At 60.0% G+C, this 24,659-nt stretch carries 21 protein-coding genes and 1 pseudogene; 12 read left to right on the top strand and 10 right to left on the bottom strand.

What is annotated here, in order from left to right; all coding sequences use genetic code 11:
• The first annotated feature begins 54 nt into the window (after positions 1-54).
• From HDC30_RS25830 to HDC30_RS25850, 5 genes are all read left to right on the top strand, one after another.
• Positions 55-1,359, top strand: a complete 1,305-nt coding sequence (locus HDC30_RS25830) for a homoserine dehydrogenase (RefSeq protein WP_183785706.1) — start codon at positions 55-57, stop codon at positions 1,357-1,359.
• Between the two features lie 66 nt (positions 1,360-1,425).
• Positions 1,426-2,835, top strand: coding sequence for a threonine synthase (thrC, locus tag HDC30_RS25835; protein ID WP_027610971.1), 1,410 nt, complete (start codon positions 1,426-1,428; stop codon positions 2,833-2,835).
• Positions 2,836-2,954: 119 nt separating this feature from the next.
• Entirely contained in the window at positions 2,955-4,319 is a 1,365-nt protein-coding gene (locus HDC30_RS25840; protein WP_183785708.1) for a transporter substrate-binding domain-containing protein, read from the top strand.
• A 116-nt stretch (positions 4,320-4,435) separates the two neighbouring features.
• Positions 4,436-4,843, top strand: coding sequence for a DNA-binding protein (locus tag HDC30_RS25845; RefSeq protein WP_183785710.1), 408 nt, complete (start codon positions 4,436-4,438; stop codon positions 4,841-4,843).
• Positions 4,844-5,005: 162 nt separating this feature from the next.
• Positions 5,006-5,287 (top strand): DUF3509 domain-containing protein, encoded by a 282-nt coding sequence (locus tag HDC30_RS25850; protein ID WP_027610974.1) that lies wholly within the window; start codon positions 5,006-5,008, stop codon positions 5,285-5,287.
• 175 nt (positions 5,288-5,462) lie between these two features.
• Here the strand turns inward: HDC30_RS25850 and HDC30_RS25855 are convergent, their stop codons facing one another.
• Together HDC30_RS25855 and HDC30_RS25860 are read right to left on the bottom strand one after the other, a co-directional pair.
• Positions 5,463-6,422: a TIGR02285 family protein gene (locus HDC30_RS25855; RefSeq protein ID WP_260320019.1), complete on the bottom strand. Its 960-nt coding sequence runs from the start codon at positions 6,420-6,422 to the stop codon at positions 5,463-5,465.
• Positions 6,370-7,569, bottom strand: a complete 1,200-nt coding sequence (locus HDC30_RS25860) for a CaiB/BaiF CoA-transferase family protein (protein ID WP_183785714.1) — start codon at positions 7,567-7,569, stop codon at positions 6,370-6,372. Before HDC30_RS25860 ends, HDC30_RS25855 begins: the two co-directional genes overlap by 53 nt.
• Before the next feature lie 146 nt (positions 7,570-7,715).
• Between HDC30_RS25860 and HDC30_RS25865 the strand changes: the two genes are divergently transcribed.
• The 4 genes from HDC30_RS25865 (at position 7,716) to HDC30_RS25880 (ending at position 11,956) form a co-directional block, all read left to right on the top strand.
• On the top strand, positions 7,716-8,258 hold the full coding sequence (locus HDC30_RS25865; RefSeq protein ID WP_027610977.1) for a YaeQ family protein: 543 nt from the start codon (positions 7,716-7,718) through the stop codon (positions 8,256-8,258).
• Between the two features lie 55 nt (positions 8,259-8,313).
• Complete coding sequence (gene recJ / locus HDC30_RS25870; protein ID WP_183785716.1) at positions 8,314-10,023, top strand: single-stranded-DNA-specific exonuclease RecJ; 1,710 nt, start codon at positions 8,314-8,316, stop codon at positions 10,021-10,023.
• A gap of 210 nt (positions 10,024-10,233) precedes the next feature.
• Entirely contained in the window at positions 10,234-11,340 is a 1,107-nt protein-coding gene (locus HDC30_RS25875) for an NADH:flavin oxidoreductase/NADH oxidase (protein WP_134785512.1), read from the top strand.
• An 82-nt stretch (positions 11,341-11,422) separates the two neighbouring features.
• Complete coding sequence (locus HDC30_RS25880) at positions 11,423-11,956, top strand: GNAT family N-acetyltransferase (protein ID WP_097086377.1); 534 nt, start codon at positions 11,423-11,425, stop codon at positions 11,954-11,956.
• A 159-nt stretch (positions 11,957-12,115) separates the two neighbouring features.
• On the opposite strand, the gene HDC30_RS25885 is transcribed toward HDC30_RS25880, so the two are convergent.
• Positions 12,116-13,744, bottom strand: a complete 1,629-nt coding sequence (locus HDC30_RS25885; protein ID WP_103485374.1) for a glucan biosynthesis protein D — start codon at positions 13,742-13,744, stop codon at positions 12,116-12,118.
• Between the two features lie 392 nt (positions 13,745-14,136).
• Here HDC30_RS25885 and HDC30_RS25890 point away from each other — a divergent pair, with 392 nt between their 5' ends.
• Positions 14,137-14,322, top strand: coding sequence for a hypothetical protein (locus HDC30_RS25890; RefSeq protein WP_003222012.1), 186 nt, complete (start codon positions 14,137-14,139; stop codon positions 14,320-14,322).
• 49 nt (positions 14,323-14,371) lie between these two features.
• On the opposite strand, the gene HDC30_RS25895 is transcribed toward HDC30_RS25890, so the two are convergent.
• Positions 14,372-14,878, bottom strand: coding sequence for a Bro-N domain-containing protein (locus tag HDC30_RS25895; protein ID WP_183785718.1), 507 nt, complete (start codon positions 14,876-14,878; stop codon positions 14,372-14,374).
• Positions 14,879-15,317: 439 nt separating this feature from the next.
• Here HDC30_RS25895 and HDC30_RS25900 point away from each other — a divergent pair, with 439 nt between their 5' ends.
• A complete protein-coding gene (locus HDC30_RS25900) occupies positions 15,318-16,571 on the top strand; it encodes an ATP/GTP-binding protein (RefSeq protein ID WP_183785720.1) in 1,254 nt (417 codons plus the stop codon).
• 2 nt (positions 16,572-16,573) lie between these two features.
• A pseudogene (locus HDC30_RS25905) lies at positions 16,574-17,205 on the top strand (RloB family protein).
• Positions 17,206-17,249: 44 nt separating this feature from the next.
• Here HDC30_RS25905 and HDC30_RS25910 read toward each other — a convergent pair.
• The 6 genes from HDC30_RS25910 to ydcS all read right to left on the bottom strand — a co-directional run bounded on the left by HDC30_RS25910 (position 17,250) and on the right by ydcS (position 24,625).
• On the bottom strand, positions 17,250-18,734 hold the full coding sequence (locus HDC30_RS25910; protein ID WP_183785722.1) for an APC family permease: 1,485 nt from the start codon (positions 18,732-18,734) through the stop codon (positions 17,250-17,252).
• Positions 18,735-18,953: 219 nt separating this feature from the next.
• Positions 18,954-20,378 (bottom strand): gamma-aminobutyraldehyde dehydrogenase, encoded by a 1,425-nt coding sequence (locus tag HDC30_RS25915; RefSeq protein WP_183785724.1) that lies wholly within the window; start codon positions 20,376-20,378, stop codon positions 18,954-18,956.
• A 165-nt stretch (positions 20,379-20,543) separates the two neighbouring features.
• A complete protein-coding gene (locus tag HDC30_RS25920; protein WP_183785726.1) occupies positions 20,544-21,353 on the bottom strand; it encodes an ABC transporter permease in 810 nt (269 codons plus the stop codon).
• Positions 21,343-22,278 (bottom strand): ABC transporter permease, encoded by a 936-nt coding sequence (locus HDC30_RS25925; protein WP_183785728.1) that lies wholly within the window; start codon positions 22,276-22,278, stop codon positions 21,343-21,345. Before HDC30_RS25925 ends, HDC30_RS25920 begins: the two co-directional genes overlap by 11 nt.
• 1 nt (position 22,279) lies before the next feature.
• Positions 22,280-23,317 (bottom strand): ABC transporter ATP-binding protein, encoded by a 1,038-nt coding sequence (locus tag HDC30_RS25930; protein WP_183785730.1) that lies wholly within the window; start codon positions 23,315-23,317, stop codon positions 22,280-22,282.
• A gap of 156 nt (positions 23,318-23,473) precedes the next feature.
• Positions 23,474-24,625, bottom strand: a complete 1,152-nt coding sequence (gene ydcS, locus HDC30_RS25935; RefSeq protein ID WP_183785732.1) for a putative ABC transporter substrate-binding protein YdcS — start codon at positions 24,623-24,625, stop codon at positions 23,474-23,476.
• Positions 24,626-24,659 lie beyond the last annotated feature (34 nt).

Genomic DNA, 24,659 nt, shown 5'->3' on the forward strand with positions numbered 1-24,659 from the left:
CACGCGGTTGTTTTCCGGCCGACCTTGCGTCGGCCGTTTCATGGGGAGTTCACAGTGAATCCGGTCAAAGTAGGCATCTGTGGGTTAGGGACCGTCGGTGGCGGTACCTTCAACGTACTTCAGCGCAACGCCGAGGAAATTGCTCGTCGTGCCGGGCGTGGGATCGAAGTGGCACAAATTGCCATGCGCACGCCAAAGCCTCAGTTCCAGACGACCGGTATTGCGATTACCAACGATGTCTTCGAAGTGGCCACGAACCCTGAGATCGACATCGTCATAGAGCTGATGGGCGGCTACACCGTTGCCCGCGAGCTGGTACTCAAGGCCATCGAGAATGGCAAGCATGTGGTCACCGCGAACAAGGCACTGATCGCCGTTCACGGTAATGAGATTTTCGCCAAGGCACGCGAGAAAGGCGTGATCGTGGCGTTCGAAGCGGCTGTGGCCGGTGGCATTCCGGTGATCAAGGCGATCCGTGAAGGCCTGTCCGCCAACCGCATCAACTGGGTCGCCGGGATCATCAACGGCACCGGCAACTTCATCCTCACCGAAATGCGCGAGAAGGGTCGCACCTTCGAAGACGTGCTGGCCGAAGCGCAAGCGCTGGGCTACGCCGAAGCCGATCCGACCTTCGACGTCGAAGGCATCGACGCCGCGCACAAACTGACGATTCTGGCTTCCATCGCGTTCGGCATTCCGCTGCAATTCGACAAGGCTTACACCGAAGGCATCACCAAGCTGACCACCGCTGACGTGAACTACGCCGAGGCGCTGGGCTACCGGATCAAGCACCTCGGTGTGGCGCGCAGCACCGCAGCCGGCATCGAGTTGCGCGTACACCCGACGCTGATCCCGGCCGATCGTCTGATCGCCAACGTCAACGGCGTGATGAACGCGGTGATGGTCAACGGTGACGCTGCCGGTTCAACCCTGTTCTACGGCGCCGGTGCCGGCATGGAGCCGACCGCTTCGTCGGTGATCGCCGATCTGGTGGACGTGGTTCGCGCCATGACGTCCGATCCGGAAAACCGCGTGCCGCACCTGGCCTTCCAGCCGGACTCGCTGTCGGCGCATCCGATCCTGCCGATCGAAGCCTGCGAAAGTGCCTACTACCTGCGCATCCAGGCCAAGGACCATCCGGGCGTACTGGCTCAGGTGGCGAGCATCCTCTCGGAGCGCGGCATCAACATCGAGTCGATCATGCAGAAGGAAGTCGAGGAACACGACGGTCTGGTACCGATGATCCTGCTGACCCACCGCGTGGTCGAGCAGCGTATCAACGATGCGATCGCTGCCCTCGAAGCCCTGGCCGGCGTGAATGATCCGGTTGTACGGATCCGCGTCGAGCACCTGAACTAAGTCGTTGTCCTGCAATGGCCCCGTGAAAGGGGCCACTGTTGTGCACACTCTCCATTGGAGTCAGTCATGCGTTACATCAGTACCCGCGGCCAGGCACCGGCCCTGAATTTCGAAGACGTCCTGCTGGCCGGTCTGGCCACCGACGGCGGTCTGTACGTCCCGGAAAACCTGCCACGTTTCACCCAGGAAGAAATCGCCTCCTGGGCCGGCCTGCCGTATCACGAGCTGGCTTTCCGCGTCATGCGCCCGTTCGTGACCGGCAGCATCCCGGACGCCGATTTCAAAAAGATCCTCGAAGAAACCTACGGTGTGTTCTCGCACAGCGCCGTTGCGCCGCTGCGTCAGCTCAACGGCAACGAATGGGTGCTCGAGCTGTTCCACGGCCCGACCCTGGCGTTCAAGGACTTCGCCCTGCAACTGCTCGGTCGTCTGCTCGATTACGTGCTGGAAAAGCGCGGCGAGCGCGTGGTCATCGTCGGTGCCACCTCGGGTGACACCGGTTCGGCCGCCATCGAAGGCTGCAAGCACTGCGAAAACGTCGACATCTTCATCCTGCACCCGCACAACCGTGTGTCCGAAGTGCAGCGTCGGCAGATGACCACCATTGTCGGCGAGAACATCCACAACATCGCCATCGAAGGCAACTTCGATGACTGCCAGGAAATGGTCAAGAACAGCTTCGCCGACCAGAGCTTCCTCAAGGGCACGCGTCTGGTGGCGGTGAACTCGATCAACTGGGCGCGGATCATGGCCCAGATCGTCTACTACTTCCACGCAGCCCTGCAGCTGGGCGGCCCGGCGCGTTCGGTGGCGTTCTCGGTGCCGACCGGCAACTTCGGCGACATCTTCGCCGGTTACCTGGCGCGCAACATGGGCCTGCCGATCAACCAGTTGATCGTCGCGACCAACCGCAACGACATCCTGCACCGCTTCATGAGCGGCAACCAGTACGTCAAGGAAACCCTGCACGCCACGCTGTCGCCGTCGATGGACATCATGGTTTCGTCGAACTTCGAACGCCTGCTGTTCGACCTGCACGGTCGCAACGGCGCGGCGATTGCCGGGCTGATGGATTCGTTCAAGCAGGGCGGTGGTTTCAGCGTCGAGCAAGAGCGCTGGACCGAAGCCCGCAAGCTGTTCGACTCGCTGGCCGTGGACGATGCGCAAACCTGCGAAACCATCGCTGAAGTCTACGCGCAGTGCGGCGAAGTGCTGGATCCGCACACCGCCATCGGCGTCAAGGCCGCGCGCGAATGCCGCCGCAGCCTGGACATCCCGATGGTGATCCTGGGTACCGCACATCCGGTGAAATTCCCGGATGCCGTGGAGAAAGCGGGTGTAGGAAAAGCTCTCGAACTGCCTGCACATCTTTCTGATTTGTTTGAGCGAAACGAGCGCTGCACCGTTCTGCCAAACGAGCTGAAAGCCGTACAGGCCTTTGTCAGCCAGCACGGCAACCGCGGCAAGCCGCTGTAAGCCGAAAAAGCTGTCACATTTTGAAGCCCGTCTCCTGACGGGCTTTTTTGTTTCTGCTGCCACACTGCTCGGGTTTTCGCCCATGAAGGACGGGTGAGTCGATCACGAAGGAAGTGGCAATGCTGTTTGAAAGAGGATGGAAACACGCCCTGAAGCGGGTTTTTCTGTTATGCCTGTTGGTTGGCTGGCGCGTGGGCGTTGCGGCGCATCTGGCGCATGATGAAGAGCAGTTAAACATCGGCACCGTTGTGCTGAGTGAAGCAGAGCGGCAATGGGTTCGCGATAACCCGACGGTGATCGTGGCGGCGGAGCAGTACCCGTTGTACCTGTTTCTGGATGAGCATGGTCATTGGAGCGGCTTGAACAACGACGTGCTCAAACGCATCAGTGCCATGACCGGGTTGCAATTCGTTTACCGGGAGTCGTTTTCCACCGCGCAGATGCTCGAGCGCCTGGAAACCGGTGCCGCAGACATGAGCACGACTCTGGCGATGAATGATGAGCGCCGGTTGAGTCTGGATTTCAGTCATGCCTTTGGCGGTGCCGGTTGGGTATTTGTCGGCCGCGCCGGCGAGCCTGGAGTGCAATCGCTGGAGCAGTTGGCCAAACGGGTGCTGGTATTGCCGGGTCGGCACGCGCTGGAGGGGGTGATCCGACGCGATTATCCGTCCATCGAATTACGTTCGGTGAAAACCTATGCCGAGGCACGGGCGCTGGTCGAAAGCGGTGAGGCCTATGCCACCATCGAAAACGAAATCGGTGCGCAGCTCTATCCCTCAGGCTTGCTGAAGGTTGGCGAATTGCTGGAGGGAAAATGGGAGGCGGATCTTCTGGCCGTGCGCAAGGGTCAGCCGCAATTGCTGAGCATCCTGAACAAGGCGCTTGAAGCGTTCCCGGCTTCCGAACTGCGGGCCATTCGCCTGAACTGGCTGGGCGGCATCGGGCCGAAACCAGCTGCTGCGGGCTGGCAACACTGGTCCCGTTTGGGCTACTGGGGTGTGTTTGTGGTGGGGGCTTTTTGTGGGTTGTCGCTGTTATGGCATCGGCGAATGGCGGCGCTGATCAAACAGCATCGAGACGTGCAAAGCCAACTCGGTGATCAATTGGTCTTCCAGCGCGCGCTGATAGACGCCATGCCTGACCCGGTGTTCGTTCGCGACCTGGAAGGGCGTCTGATCCTCTGTAACAAAAGCTACGAAGAGGCGTTGTCGATCCGCTTTGAGCAGGTGCAGGGGTGCCGCTTGATCGACGTCGATGCCCTGCCGCGTGCCACCGCCGGCATGCTGCATGAGGAGTTCATGATTCAGCTGAGAACCCGCCGAACCCGCTTCAGCAGACGTCGCCTGCAATTCAAGCAGGGTAATCGCGAAATCTATCAATGGACGGTGCCGTTTTACTGCGCCAGTGGGGAGTTGCGAGGCTTGCTCGGCGGGTGGACGGACATCACCCGGCGTGATGCGGCAACGACGGGACATCCGCATTGATATAGGGAAATTTCCTATATCACGCGCTTCCTTTTCCGATGGGGGACTGAAGGAGGCTGCCCTAAAGTGGGCAGCAACTGCGGACGAGTCCGCGATTGCCGTTTCAGAGGTCGTCCATGCGCTCGCTCAAAGTACTGATTCTCGAACCCGATCCTTATCGAATGATGGCGTTGCACCAGATGCTCAATGCGGTCGGTATCTACGACGTGCTGACAGCGCCGTCGCTGGCGTCAGCAAAGTGCTCGCTGGAGCGCCGCACCCGGGTCGACATAGCGATTTGCGATCCGCAACTGCGCGGGGGAGAGGGCCTGGCGCTGATCCGTCATCTGGTGGCCGGGCGGGAAGCGCGGGCGCTTATCCTGCTGGGGCGTGTGGCACCCGGCCTGCTGAGTGATCTCGAAAGCCTGCTTCACCAGCAGGAGCTGAAACTCCTGGGGCGTTTGCAAACGCCGGTCTCGGCCGTGCTGATGCGCGGGCTGCTGGACAGCTACCTGCAAGCGGCAACCCATCCGGCGGGGGCTTGAGACGACGGTTATGTTTCTGTCATCTTCACCGTGCATGCTCTGACAGACCGCTAACTGCTCCGGGAGCAGCGCGGTATTCAGAACTTTCTTCTCGGGCCGGTGGTCATTTATTGTGAACACGCCCCAGGCACAATGTTTTCGGACTATTGAGTGGAGATCGAGATGGAAAGTATCAGTCTATTGCTCGGTGAGGCTCTGAGCCCGTATCAGGTGACGTTGACTCCGTGTGGCGCCCATGGCGAATGCCTGGTGACGCTGAAGAACAGCAACGGCGCCCTCGTGGTGGAGCGCGAATTCAATCAGGCGCAGTTGAGCGACAAACGCCTGCTGACAGATGTGGTTGACGGTTTGCACCGTGACGTCCTGATCGCCGAAGGGCGGCTGGAGCCCTGTGTGATTGCGGCCTTGCGCAATGCGGCGCTGGATAAGCGTGCGGCCCTGTAAAGATGAAATATTTTTTGTGGGAACCTTCCTGCATCCCCGTCAGTCAGACCCCGTAACAGCAGGATCAAGCATTGTGCTCCGGTGCTTGTCGCTTGCTGCTACGGGTCTTTAAGCAGACCGCGTTTAACCCCGAGTTGTCTCCCCACTGCTCGGGGTTTCTTTTTGCCCGCAGGTTTTACTGCGTGGCCTGTTGCTCGAAAAAAATCCGCGCCTGTTGCAGATAATCCGTGCGCATTTCGGGGTCCAGCCAGTCGGCATACGACTGGTTCAGTTGCTCGTGGGGCAGGGTACGCAGCAGTTGGTTGATCTCACTGATCGCCTGACGGCCCTGAGGAGTATCGGAACACCCGACAAAGCCAGACAGATACTTGCCGGTGCCGCGAATCGGAAAGAACACCAGTTGGTCTTCGGCAATTTGCGCCTGCTGCGCCTGATAGCGGATCTCCGGCCAGTAACCCAGCACCACTTGCAGACGCCCCAGGCGCTGCATCGACAGCAGGCTGCTCAGGGCGTCGTTGCCATAATGCGGCGTCAACGCACCGCCGGGAGCCTGCTTGAGCAGACTGTCGAGATACTCGCCGTAACTGCGTTCCGCGACAACTCCGACCTTGATCTCGCCATTGGCCAGAAATGCCGGCAGATCGATTTCACCGTCGATCAGGTACGGCGCCAGTACGTCGCGATCCTTCTGACGCACCACCAGACCATTACTGACAGCGCGAAACGCCGGGATAGAGAAAGTGATCCATTGCGTGCGCTCCTTGCTCCAGATCAGCGACGGATCGCAGGTAAAGGACGGCTCGTGCAGCATCTGCATGCCGCGGGCGCGATTGACCCGCATCAGCGTGTGTTCGTATTGCGGCATGCCGGCGATCAGCATCGGCATCAGTTGATCGATGACGCCCTGGCCCTTTTTCGGGCCTTCGAAGATGGTCAGGGGCGGCAGGTCGCGCAGCAACCAGACCAGCGTGGGTTTCGCTTGCGCCCAGGCGGGCAGGGCGAGCAGAAACAACAGGCCGAACAGCCGCCACGTCCACCAGTGGTGGGCGCGGTTGGCGTCCGATGTCTGCCGATGTTTCAGCTTAGATAGCTCCGTCTGCGCGCAACCGGGCGATCTGCTGTTCGTCGTAGCCAAGATCGTGCAGTACCTGCGCATTGTGTTCACCGAGTTGCGGTCCGACCCATTCGGAAGTACCCGGTGTCTCGGAGAGTTTCGGCACGATGCCCGGCATCTTGAAAGGCTTGCCGTCCGGCAGCTTCGCCTGCAGGAACATTTCCCGGGCGAGGTACTGCGGATCGCTGAACATGTCCTCGGCACTGAAGATCCGGCTGGCCGGCACTTCCGCCTGATTGAGCAGGTCGAGCACGCTTTGCAGCGGCAGCGAATTGACCCAGCGGTCGATCACGCCATACAACGCGTCGCGGCGACTGTCGCGCCCGTCGTTACTCGCCAGTGTCGGGTCGTTGGCCAGATCCTCGCGGCCGATGATCAGCATGAAGCGCTTGAAGATCGCGTCGCCATTGGCGCCGATCTGCACATGCTTGCCGTCGGCGCTGGTGTGGATCGATGACGGTGTGATGCCCGGCATGATGTTGCCGGTGCGCTCGCGGATGAAGCCGAACACGTCGAACTCCGGCACCATGCTTTCCATCATGGCGAAAATCGCCTCGTACAAAGCGACATCGACTACCTGGCCGAGACCGCCGTTGACCTCGCGATGACGCAGCGCCATCAGCGCACCGATCACGCCCCACAACGCGGCAATCGAGTCACCGATGGAGATCCCGGTGCGCACCGGTGGCCGGTCTTCGAAGCCGGTGATGTAGCGCAAACCGCCCATGGACTCGCCGACCGCGCCGAAGCCCGGTTGATCCTTCATCGGCCCGGTCTGGCCGAAACCTGAGAGGCGCACCATCACCAGTTTCGGGTTCAGGGCATGCAGGGTTTCCCAGCTCAGCCCGAGTTTTTCCAGCACGCCGGGGCGAAAGTTTTCGATCAGGATGTCGGCTTCGCCCAGCAGTTTTTTCAGGATCGCCAGGCCGTCGGGGTGCTTGAGGTTCAGCGTCAGCGACTTCTTGTTGCGCGCCTGGACGAACCACCACAGCGAGGTGCCTTCATACAATTTGCGCCACTTGCGCAGCGGATCACCGCCGTCGGGCGATTCGATCTTGATCACTTCGGCGCCGAACTCGCCGCAAATGCGCGAGGCAAACGGCCCGGCAATCAACGTACCCAATTCAATGACTTTCACACCGCTGAGCGGTTTGTTGGCGAACGGCATACTGAATCCTGTAGGACAAGGCTGAGCGGATACAGCGTTTTAACATAGCCGGCTGTCAGACGCCGCAGGTTGATCGCCATCAATTCGATGATTGCCTACGGCATCGGTTAGACTTGCCGACTTTCCTCGTATCAAGAAGCCCGTTCATGGCCCAGCCGTCTACCACGTACAAATTCGAACTGAACCTCACTGACCTCGACCGCAGCATCTACGAGAGCGTCAAGCAGACCATCGCCCGTCACCCTTCGGAAACCGAAGAGCGCATGACCGTGCGGCTGCTGGCCTACGCCCTCTGGTACAACGAGCAGTTGTCGTTTGGCCGTGGTCTGTCGGACGTGGATGAACCTGCGCTGTGGGAAAAAAGCCTGGATGATCGCGTTCTGCACTGGATCGAAGTTGGCCAGCCGGACGCCGATCGTCTGACCTGGTGCTCGCGTCGCACCGAACGCACCAGCCTGCTGGCCTATGGCAGTCTGCGCGTGTGGGAAGGCAAAGTGATCCCGGCGATCAAGAACCTGAAAAACGTCAACATCGCCGCTGTGCCGCAGGAAGTGCTGGAAACCCTGGCCAAGGACATGCCGCGCGTCATCAAGTGGGACGTGATGATCAGCGAAGGCACGATCTTCGTCACCGACGACCGCGGTCAGCATGAAGTCCAGTTGCAATGGCTGCAAGGTGAACGCGGCTGATCCTGCGTCGTTCACTGATTAATCCCACGTATTCAAGAGAAGTTTCCGTTAGCCCATGCGTATTGATCCTCGACCGTTGCCTGCCACGCTGCCGTTTCTCGGTGACCTGCCACCTTTGCTGACCCGTTTGTACGCGGCGCGGGGCGTGCAATCCGAGGCGGAGCTGGATAAAAGTCTGGCGCGGCTGATTCCGTTCCAGCAGCTCAAGGGCATCGAGGCAGCGGTGGATCTGCTGGTGACGGCGCTGGAGCAGCGTCAACGGATTCTGATCGTCGGTGACTTCGACGCCGATGGCGCGACGGCCAGTACGGTCGGCGTGCTTGGCTTGCGTCTGCTGGGCGCGGCGCATGTCGATTATCTGGTGCCGAATCGCTTCGAATACGGCTATGGCCTGACCCCGGAAATCGTCGAGGTTGCCCTGGCGCGCGAGCCGCAGTTGCTGATCACCGTCGACAACGGCATCTCCAGCGTCGAAGGCGTCGCCGCCGCCAAGCGCGCGGGGCTGAAAGTCTTGATCACCGACCACCACTTGCCCGGCGATGAACTGCCGCTGGCCGATGCGCTGGTCAACCCGAACCAGCCGGGCTGCGAGTTTCCGAGCAAGGCGCTGGCCGGGGTCGGGGTGATTTTCTACGTGTTGATGGCCTTGCGCGCGCGCCTGCGCAGCCTTGGCTGGTACGAGAGCAAGCCGCAGCCGAACATCGGTGAACTGCTGGATCTGGTGGCGCTGGGCAGCGTTGCCGACGTGGTGCCGCTGGACGCCAACAACCGGATTCTGGTGCATCAGGGCCTCGAGCGGATTCGCGCCGGGCGTGCACGACCGGGGATCAAGGCAATTCTTGAAGTGGCCAAGCGTGACGCGGCGCGAATCACTTCCACCGACCTTGGATTTATCGTCGGCCCGCGCCTGAACGCGGCGGGGCGCCTGGACGACATGAGCCTCGGGATCGAATGCCTGCTCACTGCCGACGCCAATCTGGCGCGGGAAATGGCCGCGCAACTGGACGGCATGAACCAGGATCGCAAATCCATCGAGCAGGGCATGCAGCGCGAGGCGCTGGCCCAGCTCAAGGACTTGCCGGTGGAATCGATGCCGTTCGGCCTGTGTCTGTTCGATCCCGAGTGGCACCAGGGGGTGATCGGCATTCTCGCTTCGCGGATGAAAGAACGTTATTTCCGTCCGACGATTGCCTTCGCCGATGCCGGTGACGGTTTACTCAAGGGCTCGGGGCGTTCGGTGCAGGGTTTCCACATTCGCGACGCCCTCAGCGTGGTGGCGGCGCAGCATCCGAACCTGATTGCCAAGTACGGTGGCCACGCGATGGCGGCCGGTCTGACTTTGCCGCAAGAGAATTTTCCGCTGTTCGCCGAAGCTTTCGATGCCGAAGTGCGTCGGCAACTTCGTGAGGAAGACCTGACCGGGCGCATGCTTTCGGATGGCACGCTGGCGGTCGAGGAATTCCATCTGGAACTGGCCCGCGCCCTGCGCCATGCCGGGCCTTGGGGCCAGCACTTCCCGGAGCCGCTGTTCCATGGCGTGTTCCAGTTGGTCGAGCAACGGGTGGTCGGCGAGCGGCACCTGAAAGTGGTGCTGAAAAGCGAGTGCGGGTCGGTGAAGCTGGATGGCATCGCTTTCGGCATCGACCGTGATGTCTGGCCGAACCCGACCATTCAGTGGGTCGAGCTGGCCTACAAGCTCGACGTCAACGAGTTCCGGGGCAACGAGACGGTGCAACTGATGATTGCCCACATCGAACCGCGCTGACGCCATTCGCGAGCAGGCTTTCACACACTGAATCACTCTGAACCCTCCCTCATCCCCGGTTGTCGACTAGGCTCTAAGCACTGCTTGATTGGCCTTGTGACGTCTGTCGAATGTTTAGCCCGCGGGGGCGGGTGCTGCACCTTTTTCCTGTCACTCGTCGACTTTTCAAACAGAACCCTGGAGCCTGCCCACTGATTTGAGAGGTGCCCCATGAGTCTGCTGCTCGAACCCTTTACCCTTCGCCAACTGACCCTGCCCAACCGCATCGCCGTGTCGCCGATGTGCCAGTATTCCAGCGTCGACGGTCTGGCCAACGACTGGCATCTGGTGCATCTGGGCAGCCGCGCGGTGGGCGGTGCCGGCCTGATTTTTACCGAGGCCACGGCGGTCACCGCCGACGGGCGAATCACCGCTGAAGACCTCGGTTTGTGGAACGACGAACAGATCGAACCGCTGCAACGCATCACCCGTTTCATCACGGCTCAGGGTGCGGTTGCTGGCATTCAACTGGCCCATGCCGGGCGCAAGGCCAGCACCCATCGGCCATGGATCGGCAAACACGGTAGCGTCAAGCCGGAGGATGGCGGCTGGACCCCGGTCGGGCCGTCGCCGATTGCCTTCGACCCGCAACACACGCAACCCAAGCAGTTGGATGAAGGGCAAATCGCCGAAGTCATCCAGGCCTTCGTTGCTGCGGCCAAACGCGCGTTGACCGCAGGTTTCAGCGTGGTCGAGGTGCATGCCGCCCATGGTTATCTGCTGCATCAGTTTCTGTCGCCATTGAGCAATCAGCGCCGCGATCAATACGGTGGTTCGTTCGAAAACCGTATTCGGCTGGTGTTGCAAGTCACCGAGGCCGTGCGCGAGGTCTGGCCACAAGAGTTGCCGGTGTTTGTCCGGGTTTCGGCCACCGACTGGGTGGAAGACGGCTGGAACCCGGATGAAACCGTGGAACTGGCGCGCCGCCTCAAGGCATTGGGAGCGGATCTGATCGACGTCTCTTCCGGTGGTACCGCCGCCAACGCCGAGATTCCGGTGGGGCCGGGTTATCAGACGCGCTTCGCCGAACGGGTGCGCAAGGAGTCCGGCATCGCCACCGGCACCGTCGGCATGATTACCGAGCCGGCGCAGGCTGAGCACATTCTGCGCACCTGTCAGGCCGACATCATCTTCCTCGCCCGCGAGCTGCTGCGAGACCCGTACTGGCCGCTGCATGCCGACGATGATCTGGGTGGGCGCAAAGCGGTATGGCCGGCGCAGTATCAGCGCGCGACCCATCGTGATCAGCCGATTCACGAATCCGATCTGCGCGATTGATTTCAAACCGGCGCAACGTCTATAAACCCGCCATTGAACCGGCGGGTTTTTTCTTGCCTGCCATTTGCCAAGGAAGTCGAGCATGTTGATCGAGCGAGAACTGACCGAACACGACTTGCCGCTGCTGGCGCAGATCGACCGCAGTGAGCTGGTTGAAGAATGTTATCGGCTGGAAAACGGTGAATTGATTCTGTATCCGGTGCATTTCGACATGCGTGGCTGGCCGGAGGGAGAAGCTGAGGAAAACGCGCTGGCGCTGGAGAAGTGCTTGCGGCGCGGTGGCTGGTTGTACGGGGTTTTCGATGGGCAGGCGCTGGTCGCGGCGGTGGTTGTGGATAACCGGGTTATTCACAATCAGGGGTTGAGCATGCGCCAGTTGAAGTTTCTGCACATCAGCCGTGATTACCGCGGGCAAGGGCTGGGGGCGAAGTTGTTTGCGCTGGCCTGCGAGCAGGGCCGGCGATTCGGTGCCGAGGCGTTGTATGTTTCAGCGACTGAATCGCGCAACACTGTGGAGTTTTATCAGAGACAGGGTTGCCGGTTGGTTGATCAGGCGGATCCAGAGTTGTTTGATCAAGAACCCAGAGACATTCATCTGTATTGCCCACTGACCTGACGCAGTTTCTTCAATAACCGATGTTGAATGTTCTGACGCATTCGCGAGCAAGCCCGCTCCCACCCTGGTTCTGTGTCGGTCGCAAACTGTGTGATCGACCGGGATCCAGGGTGGGAGCGGGCTTGCTCGCGAAGAGGCCCTTACAGGCGCCTCAAATCATCAAGGATATTTGCGCTTGTCCGGCGCCGGCGGGAAGTACTGGTACAACCAGGTCTCGCTCAATGTGCGGTCATTGGTGCGGATGAACAGGCGCAGTTCCACAGGGTCGACACTGTCGCTGGTCGGGTACCAGTCGAACAGGATCCGGTAACCCTTGATGTCATCAAGCACCAGCACGCTGAAGTCCTGCACCTTGCCATTGGAGCAAGTGACCACCGGTTCGATCCCGGTGCCCTGCGGCAGGCGATCCAGGCCGCCACCGGTAAAGTCCACGGCAAAACGTCGCGCCCAGACCGGCGGGTAATGCTCGCCCGGTGCCCAGCCTTCGACGAAACCACCCATGCCCGACCGGGTCGCATGCACCCGCGCCAGCGGCGTGCCGACCGGTGGCAGGGCGCTCCAGTAGAGCTTGTAGCCATAGTTCAGCGAGTCGCCGGCAGCCACTGGCTTCTTCGGGGTCCAGAACGCGACGATGTTGTCGAGGGTTTCGCCGGTGGTAGGAATTTCCAGCAGATCGATGGAGCCTTCGCCCCACGCGGTGGTCGGTTCGACCCACAGGCTCGGGCGTTTGCTGTACCAGTCAACGGTGTCCTGATAGTTGGCGAACTCGTGGTCGGTCTGCACCAGGCCGAAGCCTTTCGGATCGGTATCGGCGAACGCGTTGAATTGCAGGGTCGCCGGGTTGTTCAGCGGACGGCAGATCCACTCGCCGTTGCCGCGCCACATCGCCAGGCGATCGGAGTCGTGAATCTGCGGGTGGATGGTGTCGCACATGCGGCGTTCGTGGGTGCCGCAGCTGAACATGCTGGTCATTGGCGCGATGCCCAGTTGTTCGATGGCGGTACGCGCGTTGATGTGGGCGTCGATCTCCATCACCACGCGCTCGGCCTGGCAATCGATGTCGAAGCGGTAGGCACCGGTGGCGCTCGGCGAGTCGAGCAGCGCATAGACCACAAAACGCGTGGCGTTCTGATCCGGGGTCTCGAACCAGAATTTGGTGAAGTCAGGGAATTCTTCGCGCTTTTTCGCGTAGGTGTCGACGGCCAGACCACGGGCCGAGAGGCCATATTGGCCAGTCGCATCCACCGCGCGGAAATAACTGGCGCCGAGGAACGACACCACGTCATGGCGATCCAGCTCCGGCGCCTTGAACAGCTTGAAGCCGGCAAACCCCAGGTCGCCCTTGAGCTGCTGGGTGTCGACCGAGGTGTTCTCGTAGTTGAACAGTGTCGGACGGAAATGCACTTCACGGGCCGTGCGGGTCTTCGGATCGACGCTGTACATGCGCACCGGCTGGCGGAACCCCATGCCGACGTGGAAGAACTGCACGTCCAGCTGACCCTTGTTTTCCTTCCACAGCGAATGATCACCGTCGTAGCGGATCGCGTTGAAGTTCTGCGGGGTCATGGTCGCCAGAGTCGGCGGCAGCACCTGTTTGCTGTCCTGATAGGCCGTTCCGGCCAATTGCTTGGCTTGGCGCTTCAGCGCTTCGAAGTCGAAAGCCTGGGCCTCGCCATCGGCGGCGCCACCATTGGCTGCCCAGGCACGGGCGGCCAGCAGGCCGGAAGCCGAGAGACCGGTGTAAGCCGCAATGGCCATCGACGCTTTGAGCAAATTCCTGCGGTGCATAAATACAACCTGTCGTGAGCAATCCCGCGCCGTTCCTGGCACGTGCTGGATCAGAAATTACGGTTCGGACAAGCCTTCGGCCAAACGCAACGGACTATAAACAGATGCCGGCTAGCTTAAACGGTTCGCTCGCCGAGCAAAATTCGTTGATTCACAGTGACAGAGTGTCAATGAAACAAGACATGTCGGTTAAAAATCTGACAGGGCGTTCTGATTTATGCGGCATATCTGCTTTTTTCGACTAATTACTCTAAAAACCGCTTTTCAGCGCCGATTTAATTTCTATTCTATGGGCATGACCGGTGTTGACCGGTAGGGCACACGGCGCTGCTGTAAGGGGCAGGGCGATGTGGTGGTTTAGCAATTCTTTGAAGTATTGAAGGACATCGTCCATGGCAAAAATACAAGGTATCGCCGAAATGCTCGGCATCTTTCCCTGCCTCGGCAGCGGCCGCAGAAGGCGTCGATTGAGTTCTGAAGAGCTGAAGCTGGTGGAGCGTTATCGCGAGTTGTCGGAGAGCGACCGGATTGCGATGCGGTATCTGGTGGATGCGATGCGCAGTGTTTCGCGGTTTTGAGTGGAAATAAAAAGGGGCGGACTGAAAGGTCCGCCCCTTTTTATCTGGATCAGCTAAGCGTTCCCAGAACTGGATACGGCCGCTGGCCGCGCATCAACTCCGGCACATCCCGCCATTTGACCCACGCCTGCTGTTGCCAGTGCAGCAGCGGTACGGTAACGCCTGCCCAATGCATTGAGCTCAAGCTCGGGTGGTTTTCCACAGGGCTTGATTGAGTTTCGCGCAGCATCGGGATGACTTCATGGCTCAGCCATTGGCGCAGGTGTCGGTTTTCCGGGACGAAGTGATGGACGAGCAGGGCGAACAGGCCGGACTCGCTGACCATCGCGCAATCGATGATTTCGCCGTTCCGACGCAGGAGGACATGGCGACGCTGGTCGGGATCGAGTTTCAGGGTGAGGCGTTCGTTCAGGGGGTAACCCATCAAGCGACCGAGATCTTGCACGCAGAACCAGGCTTCGTGGTCTTGCATGAAGGCGTGGAGGAAGCGGTTGTGGCGGGTGAAGGCGGTGGGGGTGAAGTGGGTCGACGATGAGTTTTGGATTTGTGCAGACATGTAGTGACTTCCGATTTGAGCAGGAAAGTCGCCATCAACTCCTCGACAAGTTGGGTGGCGAACCGTATGGCGTTCGAAGTCGGGATACTTCCAGTCAAACACGGAAAAGCCAGAAGGCCCGCGCCACACGGCCCGCCATAAAGCAAAACTGAAGCTACGACAGCCACAGTTCAATTGAGGGCATGCAAGCACCGCGTTGACAGTTTCCGGCTTCGACCCCGGGTCGCTGATTTGGCAGCGACGGGATAAAGCCTATCGGTCAGGCGCTTGCGGCGACAAGTCTACTCTGTGGACGCGCAGCGTAGGAAATTGGGCTTTTTGGGGGAGGCTGTGTCTGTAGGAAATGCCTGTTTTTGCATTGCTTGCAGCCAGGCTGCGTCTGAGGCGCGTTTTTTCATTTATTTATGGAGATTCATGCAACGAACTGCAGGTTTTATCCATGCTGATCGAATTTTCCGTTTCCAATTACCGCTCGTTCCGGGACAGGCAAACGCTGTCCATGGTCGCGAGCCCTCGGCTGAGCAAGGCGCGAAACGTCTTCAGCGCCGGCACGAGCACTGAAAAGCTCCCGGACCTGCTCAAGGTCGCCGCCATTTACGGACCCAACGCTTCTGGCAAATCGTCGCTCATTCGCGCAATGGGCATCGTCGGCAGATTGCTGGCGACACCCGCAGGCATCCATGGCGACGTACTACCGGTTGCATCCTTTCGCTTTGACGAGACGCTAAGAGAAGCGCCCAGCGTTTTTGAATACGACTTTGTTCAAAGCGGGTTGCGTTATCGATTTGTGCTCGCGTTGACAGCGCAGCGCATTGTCCATGAACAATTGCTCTGTTATCCAAAAGGAAAGGAAACCTTGCTTTATAACCATCAAGTTGATTCCCTCGGTGAGCATTACACCTTTGGGAAAGCCCTTGAAGGCGGTAAGAACGTGCATTGTGCGTGGCGGCGTTTGACCAGTCCCAGGATGCTGTTTATTGCACAAGCCGTTACCCACAGCAGCGAAGAGCTGACGCAGTTGCGCGCACCATTTTGCTGGTTTCAAAGAGGTTTGCTGGTAGTCGAGCAGAGCAATATGCAGGGCCTCTCTACGGCGTCGATTCGTTTTCTGCAGATGGTTGAAAGTCATACCAGTGATCTGCGTGATTTTCTCTGCGCTCTGGATATTCCGGTATCTGCGATCCAGCTCAGTTCGGAGCATTCCACTGCGCCTCCAGACAATCGAAAGATGACGTTGAAGGAGTTTATTGCCGCTGCGCAGGGAGACAAGTTGACCCTGACGCATGCCAGTATCTCAGGCGAGGCTGAATTCGATTTTGCCGAGGAATCGTGCGGCACCAAGAACCTGATCGGCTTCTGGTTGCCGTGGTTCATGATGAATCAGGCTGGCGGCAGCGGCGTTCTCTGTGTCGACGAATTGAACAGCAGTCTGCATCCTGAAATCGTCGGGGTCCTGATTGGCAAACATCTGGACAGCGGGCTGAATACTCAGTTGATTTTCACCACTCACGACACGCACTTGATGAATGAAAAAATTCTGCGACGTGATCAGTTCTGGATTTCGGAGCGTGATGCATATGGCGCGACAAGTCTGTTTTCCGTGCACGACTTTGAAGGCCGGGAAAGCGAGGACGTCGAGAAGCGCTATTTCGAGGGACGCTATCGCGGGCTGCCACTGATCAGGCAGGGCTGACCATGGTGAGTTCGAGCAAGTCGTTTGATCGAAAAGCGTCACGCTTCAAACCACAGCCCAAAGTGCTGGTGCTCTGCGAGGACAGTAAGTCGGGAAAGCGTTATCTGGAGGAGGCCGCGTTTCACTTTCGGGCCCGGGCTCAGGTTGAGATCGTCCATTGCGGCGTGACACACCCGAGCGGTATCGTGGAGCGGGCGGTGATGCGGCAGAAACGCTTTGACAAGGTATTTTGTGTGGTGGATCGCGATACACATCTGTGTTTCGAGCGCGCGTTGAATACAGCCAGATCGCATCCAAAAATCTACGTTATCGCATCGCATCGTATCCGTGTTTCGAGTTCTGGCTTCTTTTGCACTTTGGTTTCAGTCGCAAGCCATTCCGGGCCGTGGGGAAAAGCTCCCCAGGTGACCTGGTGAGCAAGTGCTTGAGGACGAAACCCGACATGGCGGGCTATGAGAAGGGTAGGGACATCAGTTATTTCACTCAGTTGCTGGGTGAGCCGTTCCAGCGGGCGAGAACGCTTGCGCCGAAAGTGCTTGAGGACGTCGCCGTCAGTGGTGAGCCCAATCCCAGTACGGAAATCCATTTGCTGATGGATGAGTTCGAGACCTTATCCAGGCCGCAACTGATCTAGCACCCTGCACCCTGTCCGCCTCCCTGCGGGCAGGTTGCTGATATTTAGCGACTCACCTTCCACGCATCCCCAGCCGGCGCCTTCCCATGGTCATACGGCTTGCCGATCCACATATAAACCAACCCCAATCCAATCACGATGGCCGTGCTCAGCACCATCGCATAGTTCACATACCACGCCGCATCCGGCGTGCGTGGCCAGGCCATGTTGATGATTGCGCCGACGCCATACACCAGCGCGCCGATGTTCACTGGCCAGCCCCACGCGCCGAGGGTGAATTTGCCGCTGGGTTTCCAGCCTTTGCTGCGGGCGTAGAGGGCAGCCAGCACGATCATCTGGAACGCGAGGTAGATGCCGATGGCGGCGAAGCTGACGATGGTGGCCACGGCGTCTTGCAGGAAGAAGCCGAGGGCGATGATCAGGGCGGGCAGGACACCGGACACGAACAGCGCGGCAACGGGCACCTGAGTGGTAGGAGAAATCTTTTTCAGCAGTCGGCTGCCGATGACCATTTCGTCGCGGGCGTAGGAGTACAGCAGACGACTCGCCGCAGCCTGCAGGCTGATGACGCAGGAGATGAAGGAAATCATTACCACGCCCATCACCACTTTCGAGCCGATCGGGCCGAAGGCGTTGTTGAGGATGGTGGTGACCGGGTCCTTGTCGGTGCCGTTGATTACCGCTTGCATGTCCGGCACGGCGAGGATCAGCGCCAGGCAGGCGAACATCGCCGCGACGCCGCCGATGTAGATGGTCATGCGCATGGCCACCGGGATTTTTGCGCTGGGGTTCGGGGTTTCTTCGGCAACGTCGCCGCATGCCTCGAAACCGTAGTAGAGGAACATTCCCGCCAGCGACGCGGTGAGGAACGCCGGCAGGTATGAGCCATCAACGCTGATGTCGAAGGTGTTGAACAGCACGCTCAGCGGTTGGTGACGTTCGAAGATCAGCAGGTACACGCCGACGATCACCGCGCCGACCAGTTCGCAGAGGAAGCCGAACATGGCGATACGCGCCAGCACTTTGGTGCCGCTCAGATTGACCAGCGTGGCGAACAAGGTCAGCACCAACGCGATGACGATGTTGGTGTTGTTGCTCGGTTCAAACCCGAGCATGGCCGCCAGATACGGGCCGGCACCGACGGCAACCGCCGCGATGGTCACGCACAGGGCGATGGAGTAGATCCAGCCGACCATCCACGCCCATTTTTTGCCGACCAGACGCCGCGCCCATGGATAAACGCCGCCGGAAATCGGGAACTGCGAGACCACTTCGCCGAAGATCAGGCACACCAGCAACTGGCCGCAACCGACCAGCAAGTAAGCCCAGAACATCGGTGGCCCGCCGGCGGCGAGGCACAGGCCGAACAGGGTATAAACCCCCACGACCGGTGACAGATAAGTGAAGCCCAGGGCGAAGTTTTCCCACAGGCTCATGCTGCGGTTGAAGTTCGAGGTGTAGCCGAGTTTACGCAGTTGTTCGGCATCGCTGTCGGCAACGGCGGCCGAGAGTTCGGGTGAGGCACTCATGTGTTTTGCTCCGGGAAATCGGCAGATTTCGGATGGCCGAAGCCGTGGCGGGGCTTTGTGGGCGCCGCCCGGGTCGGTAGTTATTGTTTTGGAATCCTGGTGGTGCGTAATGCCGGTTTTCTTCCTGAAACCGAGGTGACGCCTTCGCGAGCAAGCCCGCTCCCACCTTGGAATGCGTCCCCCTGTGGGAGCGGGCTTGCTCGCGAAGCTTTTAAAGGCTTAGTGCTTGAACATCACATGCCGAACCGTGGTGTAGTCCTCCAGCCCGTACATGGACATGTCCTTGCCATAGCCCGACAATTTCTGACCGCCATGGGGCATTTCGCTTACCAGCATGAAGTGCGTGTTGACCCAGGTGCAGCCGTACTGCAACCGCGCCGACAAGCGATGCGCGCGTCCGACATCCGCCGTCCACACCGAGGAGGCGAGGCCGTAGTCGGAGTCGTTGGCCCACTCCAGCGCCTGCGCTTCATCGGTGAACTTGGTTACTGACACCACCGGCCCGAACACTTCGCGGCGCACGATCTCGTCATCCTGTTGCGCGTCGGCCAGCACCGTCGGCTCGAAGAAGAAACCGTCGCCTTCCACAGCCTTGCCACCGGTGATCAAGCGAATGTGCGACTGTGCCACGGCGCGTTCGACGAAAGCGGCCACGCGGTCGCGATGTTGCGCGGTGATCAGCGGCCCCAGCTCGGTCGACGGATCATCCTGCAAGCCGTATTTGATGCTGCTCACCGCCGCGCCGAGCTTCTCGACAAACTTGTCGTAGATGCCCTGCTGCGCGTAGATCCGGCACGCGGCGGTGCAGTCCTGCCCGGCGTTATAGAAACCGAAGGTGCGGATGCCTTCAACCGCCGCATCGATGTCGGCGTCGTCGAAGATGATCACCGGCGCCTTGCCGCCCAGTTCCATGTGCATGCGTTTGACGCTGTCGGCGGTGCTGGAAATGATGTTCAAACCAGTGGCGATGGAGCCAGTCAGCGAGACCATGCGTACTTTCGGGTGAGTCACCAGCGGGCTGCCGACGCTAGGACCGCGACCAAACACCAGATTGAGTACACCGGCCGGGAAGATTTCCGACGCCAGTTCGGCCAGACGCAACGCGGTCAGCGGGGTCTGTTCCGACGGCTTGAGCACCACGGTGTTACCGGCGGCGAGGGCTGGGGCGATTTTCCAGGCGACCATCATCAACGGGTAGTTCCATGGCGCGATGGAGGCGATCACACCCACCGGGTCGCGGCGGATCATCGAGGTGTGGCCGGGCAGGTATTCGCCACCGGCCGAACCGCTCATGCAACGACTGGCGCCGGCGAAGAAACGGAACACATCGGCAATCGCCGGGATCTCGTCGTTCAGTGCGGCGCTGTAGGGTTTGCCGCAGTTGTCGGATTCGAGTTTGGCCAGTTCCTCGCCATGAGCTTCGATGGCGTCGGCGAGTTTGAGCAGCAGCAGCGAACGGTCTTTCGGCGTGGTTTGCGACCACTCGGCGAAGGCGTTGTCGGCGGCGCGCACGGCGGCGTCGACCTGGGCCTCGGAGGCTTCGTTGATCTCCACCAGTATGCTGCCGAGCGCCGGGTTGAGCACCGGTTGGGCCGGGCCTTCGCCGTTAACCAGGTGGCCGTTGATCAAGAGTCTGGTTTGCATGTTGTTGTCCTCACTAACACTTTTATTGTTCTGGCCGAATCGATAACCCTGTGGGAGCGAGCCTGCTCGCGAAAGCGGTGTGTCAGCCGACATCAATGCTGGATGTGTCGGCTTCTTCGCGAGCAGGCTCGCTCCCACAGGGGGATTTTGGTGTTTGTCAGATATTCATTTCCCACCACTGCCCGCGACACTCTCGCCACCCTGGGTCAGGTAATACGCGCCGAGAATCGGCAGCATGGTCACCATCATCACCAGCATGGCGACGACGTTGGTCACCGGCACATCCCGTGGGCGGCTGAGCTGGTTGAGCAGCCACAACGGCAACGTGCGCTCATGCCCGGCGGTGAACGTGGTGACGATGATTTCGTCGAACGACAGCGCAAAGGCGAGCATGCCGCCGGCCAACAGCGCCGAGCCGAGGTTGGGCAGGATGATGTAGCGAAAGGTCTGCCAGCCATCGGCACCGAGGTCCATCGAGGCCTCGATCAGACTGTGCGAAGTACGCCGCAGACGGGCGATGACGTTGTTGTAGACGATCACCACGCAGAACGTCGCGTGACCGACGATGATGGTGAACATCCCCGGCTCGATCCCCAGTGTCTTGAACGTCGCCAGCAGCGCGATCCCGGTGATGATCCCCGGCAGCGCGATCGGCAAAATCAGCATCAGCGAAATGCCCTGCTTGCCGAAGAAATCGCGGCGGTACAACGCTGCCGAAGCCAGCGTACCGAGCACCATCGCGATCAAGGTGGCGATGGCGGCAATCTGCAGCGAAAGCTTGATCGCCTCCAGCACATCCGGCCGCGAAAACGCCACGCTGAACCAGTGCAGGGTGAAGCCCTTCGGCGGAAAGCTGAACGCGGCTTCCTCGGTGTTGAAGGTGTAAAGAAAGATGATCAGGATCGGAAAGTGCAGAAACACCAACCCGCCCCAGGCTGCGATGCGCAGACCGAGAGATGCTTTTTCAGAGTGCATCGAAGGCCCCCAGTCGTTTGACGATGGACAGGTAAATGGCGATCAACACAATCGGCACCAACGTGAACGCTGCGGCCATCGGCATGTTGCCGATCGCACCTTGCTGCGCGTACACCATACTGCCGACGAAGTAACCCGGCGGCCCGACCAATTGCGGCACGATGAAGTCGCCCAGGGTCAGGGAAAAAGTGAAGATCGAACCGGCAGCAATTCCCGGAATCGACAGCGGCAGAATCACCTGCATGAAGGTCTGGCGCGGCCTGGCGCCGAGGTCGGCGGAAGCCTGCAACAGCGATGGCGGCAGACGCTCCAGCGACGCCTGAATCGGCAGGATCATGAACGGCAGCCAGATGTAGACGAACACCATGAACCGCCCCAGATGCGAGGTCGATAAGGTGCTGCCACCCACACCAGGAATCCCCAGAATGAACTGCAACACCGGTTCCAGCCCCAGGTGCTGGACGAACCACTGCGCGACACCACCCTTGGCCAGCAGCAACGTCCAGGCGTAGGCCTTGACGATGTAACTGGCCCACATCGGCATCATCACCGCGATGTAGAAAAACGCCTTGGTCTTGCCCGTGGTGTAGCGCGCCATGTAGTAGGCAATCGGGAACGCGACGATGGCGCTGGCGATCGACACGACGATGGCCATGCTCAGCGTGCGCAGGATGATGTCGAAGTTCGACGGCTGAAACAGCGCGGCAAAATTCGCCAGGGTCAGGTCAGGGGTGACCGCCATGGTGAAGTCGTCGAAGGTGTAGAAACCCTGCCACAACAGCACCAGCAGCGAGCCGAGGTAGATCGCGCCGAACCACAGCAGCGGCGGCACCAGCAGCAGCGACAAATACAGGTTCGGTTTGCGATAGAGCAGGTTGGAGAACCGCCGCAACGGCGGTGCTTGAGTCATCGCGAGCGTGCTCATTTCACACCCCGCTCGCCACGGTGTCGTGCAGCGGGATCATCGCTTCCCGCGCCCAGCGTGCGCTCAGGCGCTGGCCGGTCTGGTGTTGTGCGCTGCTGTCAATCCACTGATTGTTGGCGTGGCTGATGCTCAGGGTCTGGCCGTTTTCCAGCGTCAGTTCATAGCGCGTGGCGCTGCCCTGATACTGGATGTCGTGGAGCAGACCGCTGACTTCGATTTCATGGCTGGCGAGCGGCCCTTCGGCGAAACGCACGTGCTCGGGGCGAATCGAAAACGGCTGCGGATGACCGCTGATTTGCCGTGCGAGATCGCCACGAATCACATTCGAAGTACCAACGAATTCGGCGACGAACGTGGTGGTCGGTTTCATGTACAGATTGCGCGGGGTGTCGACTTGTTCGATGCGGCCCTTGTTGAACACCGCCACGCGGTCGGACATCGACAGTGCTTCGGTCTGATCGTGAGTGACGAAGATGAAAGTGATGCCGAGCTGGCGTTGCAGCTTCTTCAGTTCACTCTGCATCTGCTCGCGCAATTTCAGGTCGAGGGCGCCCAATGGCTCATCAAGCAACAGCACGCGCGGGCGATTGACCAAGGCGCGGGCGAGGGCGACACGCTGGCGCTGACCGCCGGACAACTGCACCGGTTTGCGTGCGCCATAACCGCCGAGGGCGACCATGGCCAACGCCTCTTCGGCGCGCTTGTGGCGCTCGGTTTTGCTCACGCCTTTGACCTTCAAACCGTAGGCGACGTTGTCCAGCACGTTCATGTGCGGGAACAGTGCGTAGTCCTGGAAGACCGTGTTCACATCACGTTGATACGGCGGCAGACCGGCGGCTTCCGCGCCGTGAATGCGGATCGAGCCGGCACTCGGTTGTTCGAAACCGGCGATCAGGCGCAGGCAGGTGGTCTTGCCCGAGCCGGAAGGGCCGAGCATGGAAAAGAACTCGCCGTCCTGGATGTCGATGGAAACCCGGTCAACGGCTTTCACTTCGCCGAACTGCCGGGAAACGTTGGTGAACTGGACTGCAAGCGTCATGGTGCGGTGCTCCAAAAAGGCGTGGGCCGTCGCAGCGGCCCTCGCCTGGACTTCTGAAAAAACTGAAACATCTAACGGTGAATGCGATCCGCTTTTAGCTCCCTCTCCCTCAGGGGGGAGAGGGGGAAAGGGAGTTAGACCAAGTTGCTCTCGGGCTTACCTGCCGCCCATGATCGCAATGTAGTCCTGAGTCCAGCGGCTATAAGGCACGAACTTGCCGCCCTCGGCCTGCGGGGTTTTCCAGAAGGCGATCTTGTCGAACTGGTCGAAGCCATTGGTCTTGCAACCCTCGGCGCCGAGCAGTTCGCTCTCCTTGCACGCCGCCGGCACGGCTGGCAGCGAACCAAACCACGCCGCCACGTCACCCTGGACTTTCGGCTGCAACGACCAGTCCATCCACTTGTACGCGCAGTTCGGATGCTTGGCTTCGGTGTGCAGCATGGTGGTGTCGGCCCAACCGGTAGCGCCTTCTTTCGGGATGGTCGAAGCGATCGGCTGTTTCTCGTTGATCAGGCCGTTGACCTGATACGGCCAGGCGCTCGACGCCACCACGCCTTCGTTCTTGAAGTCGCTCATCTGTACCGTGGTGTCGTGCCAGTAACGGTGAATCAATGGCTGCTGCGCGCGCAACAGATCAAGCACAGCCTTGTACTGCGCTTCGGTGAGTTGATACGGATCCTTGATCCCCAGCTCAGGTTTGGCGGTCTTCAGGTACAGCGCCGCATCGGCGATGTAGATCGGGCCGTCATAGGCCTGCACGCGACCCTTGTTCGGTTTGCCGTCGGGGAAATTCTGCGCGTCGAACAGTACGTTCCAGCTGGTCGGCGGCGTCTTGAACACGTTGGTGTTGTACATCAGCACGTTCGGACCCCACTGATACGGGGTGCCGTAGGTCTGGTTGTTGACCACGTACCACGGCGCATCTTTCAGCCGTGGATCAAGGGTTTTCCAGTTCGGGATCAACGCGGTGTTGATCGGTTGCACACGCTTGCCGACGATCAGGCGCAACGAGGCATCGCCCGAGGCGGTGACCAGATCGTAACCACCCTTGGCCATCAGGCTGACCATCTCGTCGGAGGTCGCGGCGGTCTTGACGTTGACCTTGCAGCCGGTTTCCTTCTCGAAACCGCTCACCCAGTCGTAAGCCTTGTCGCTCTCGCCACGTTCGATGTAGCCCGGCCAGGCCACGATATCCAGCTGACCCTCGCCGGCGCCGACCGCCTTCAGCGGCTCGGCAGCTTGCAGGCTGGCGCTGGCCAGTAAAGCTGTGGTGATTGCACTGAGCAGTGCGGTCTTGTGCACGAACATGGTTGAACCCTCTTCTTTAAATTATGGTCGGGGC

The organism is Pseudomonas sp. JAI115, from assembly GCF_014200835.1.
In the GTDB taxonomy this organism is placed as follows: domain Bacteria; phylum Pseudomonadota; class Gammaproteobacteria; order Pseudomonadales; family Pseudomonadaceae; genus Aquipseudomonas; species Aquipseudomonas putida_A.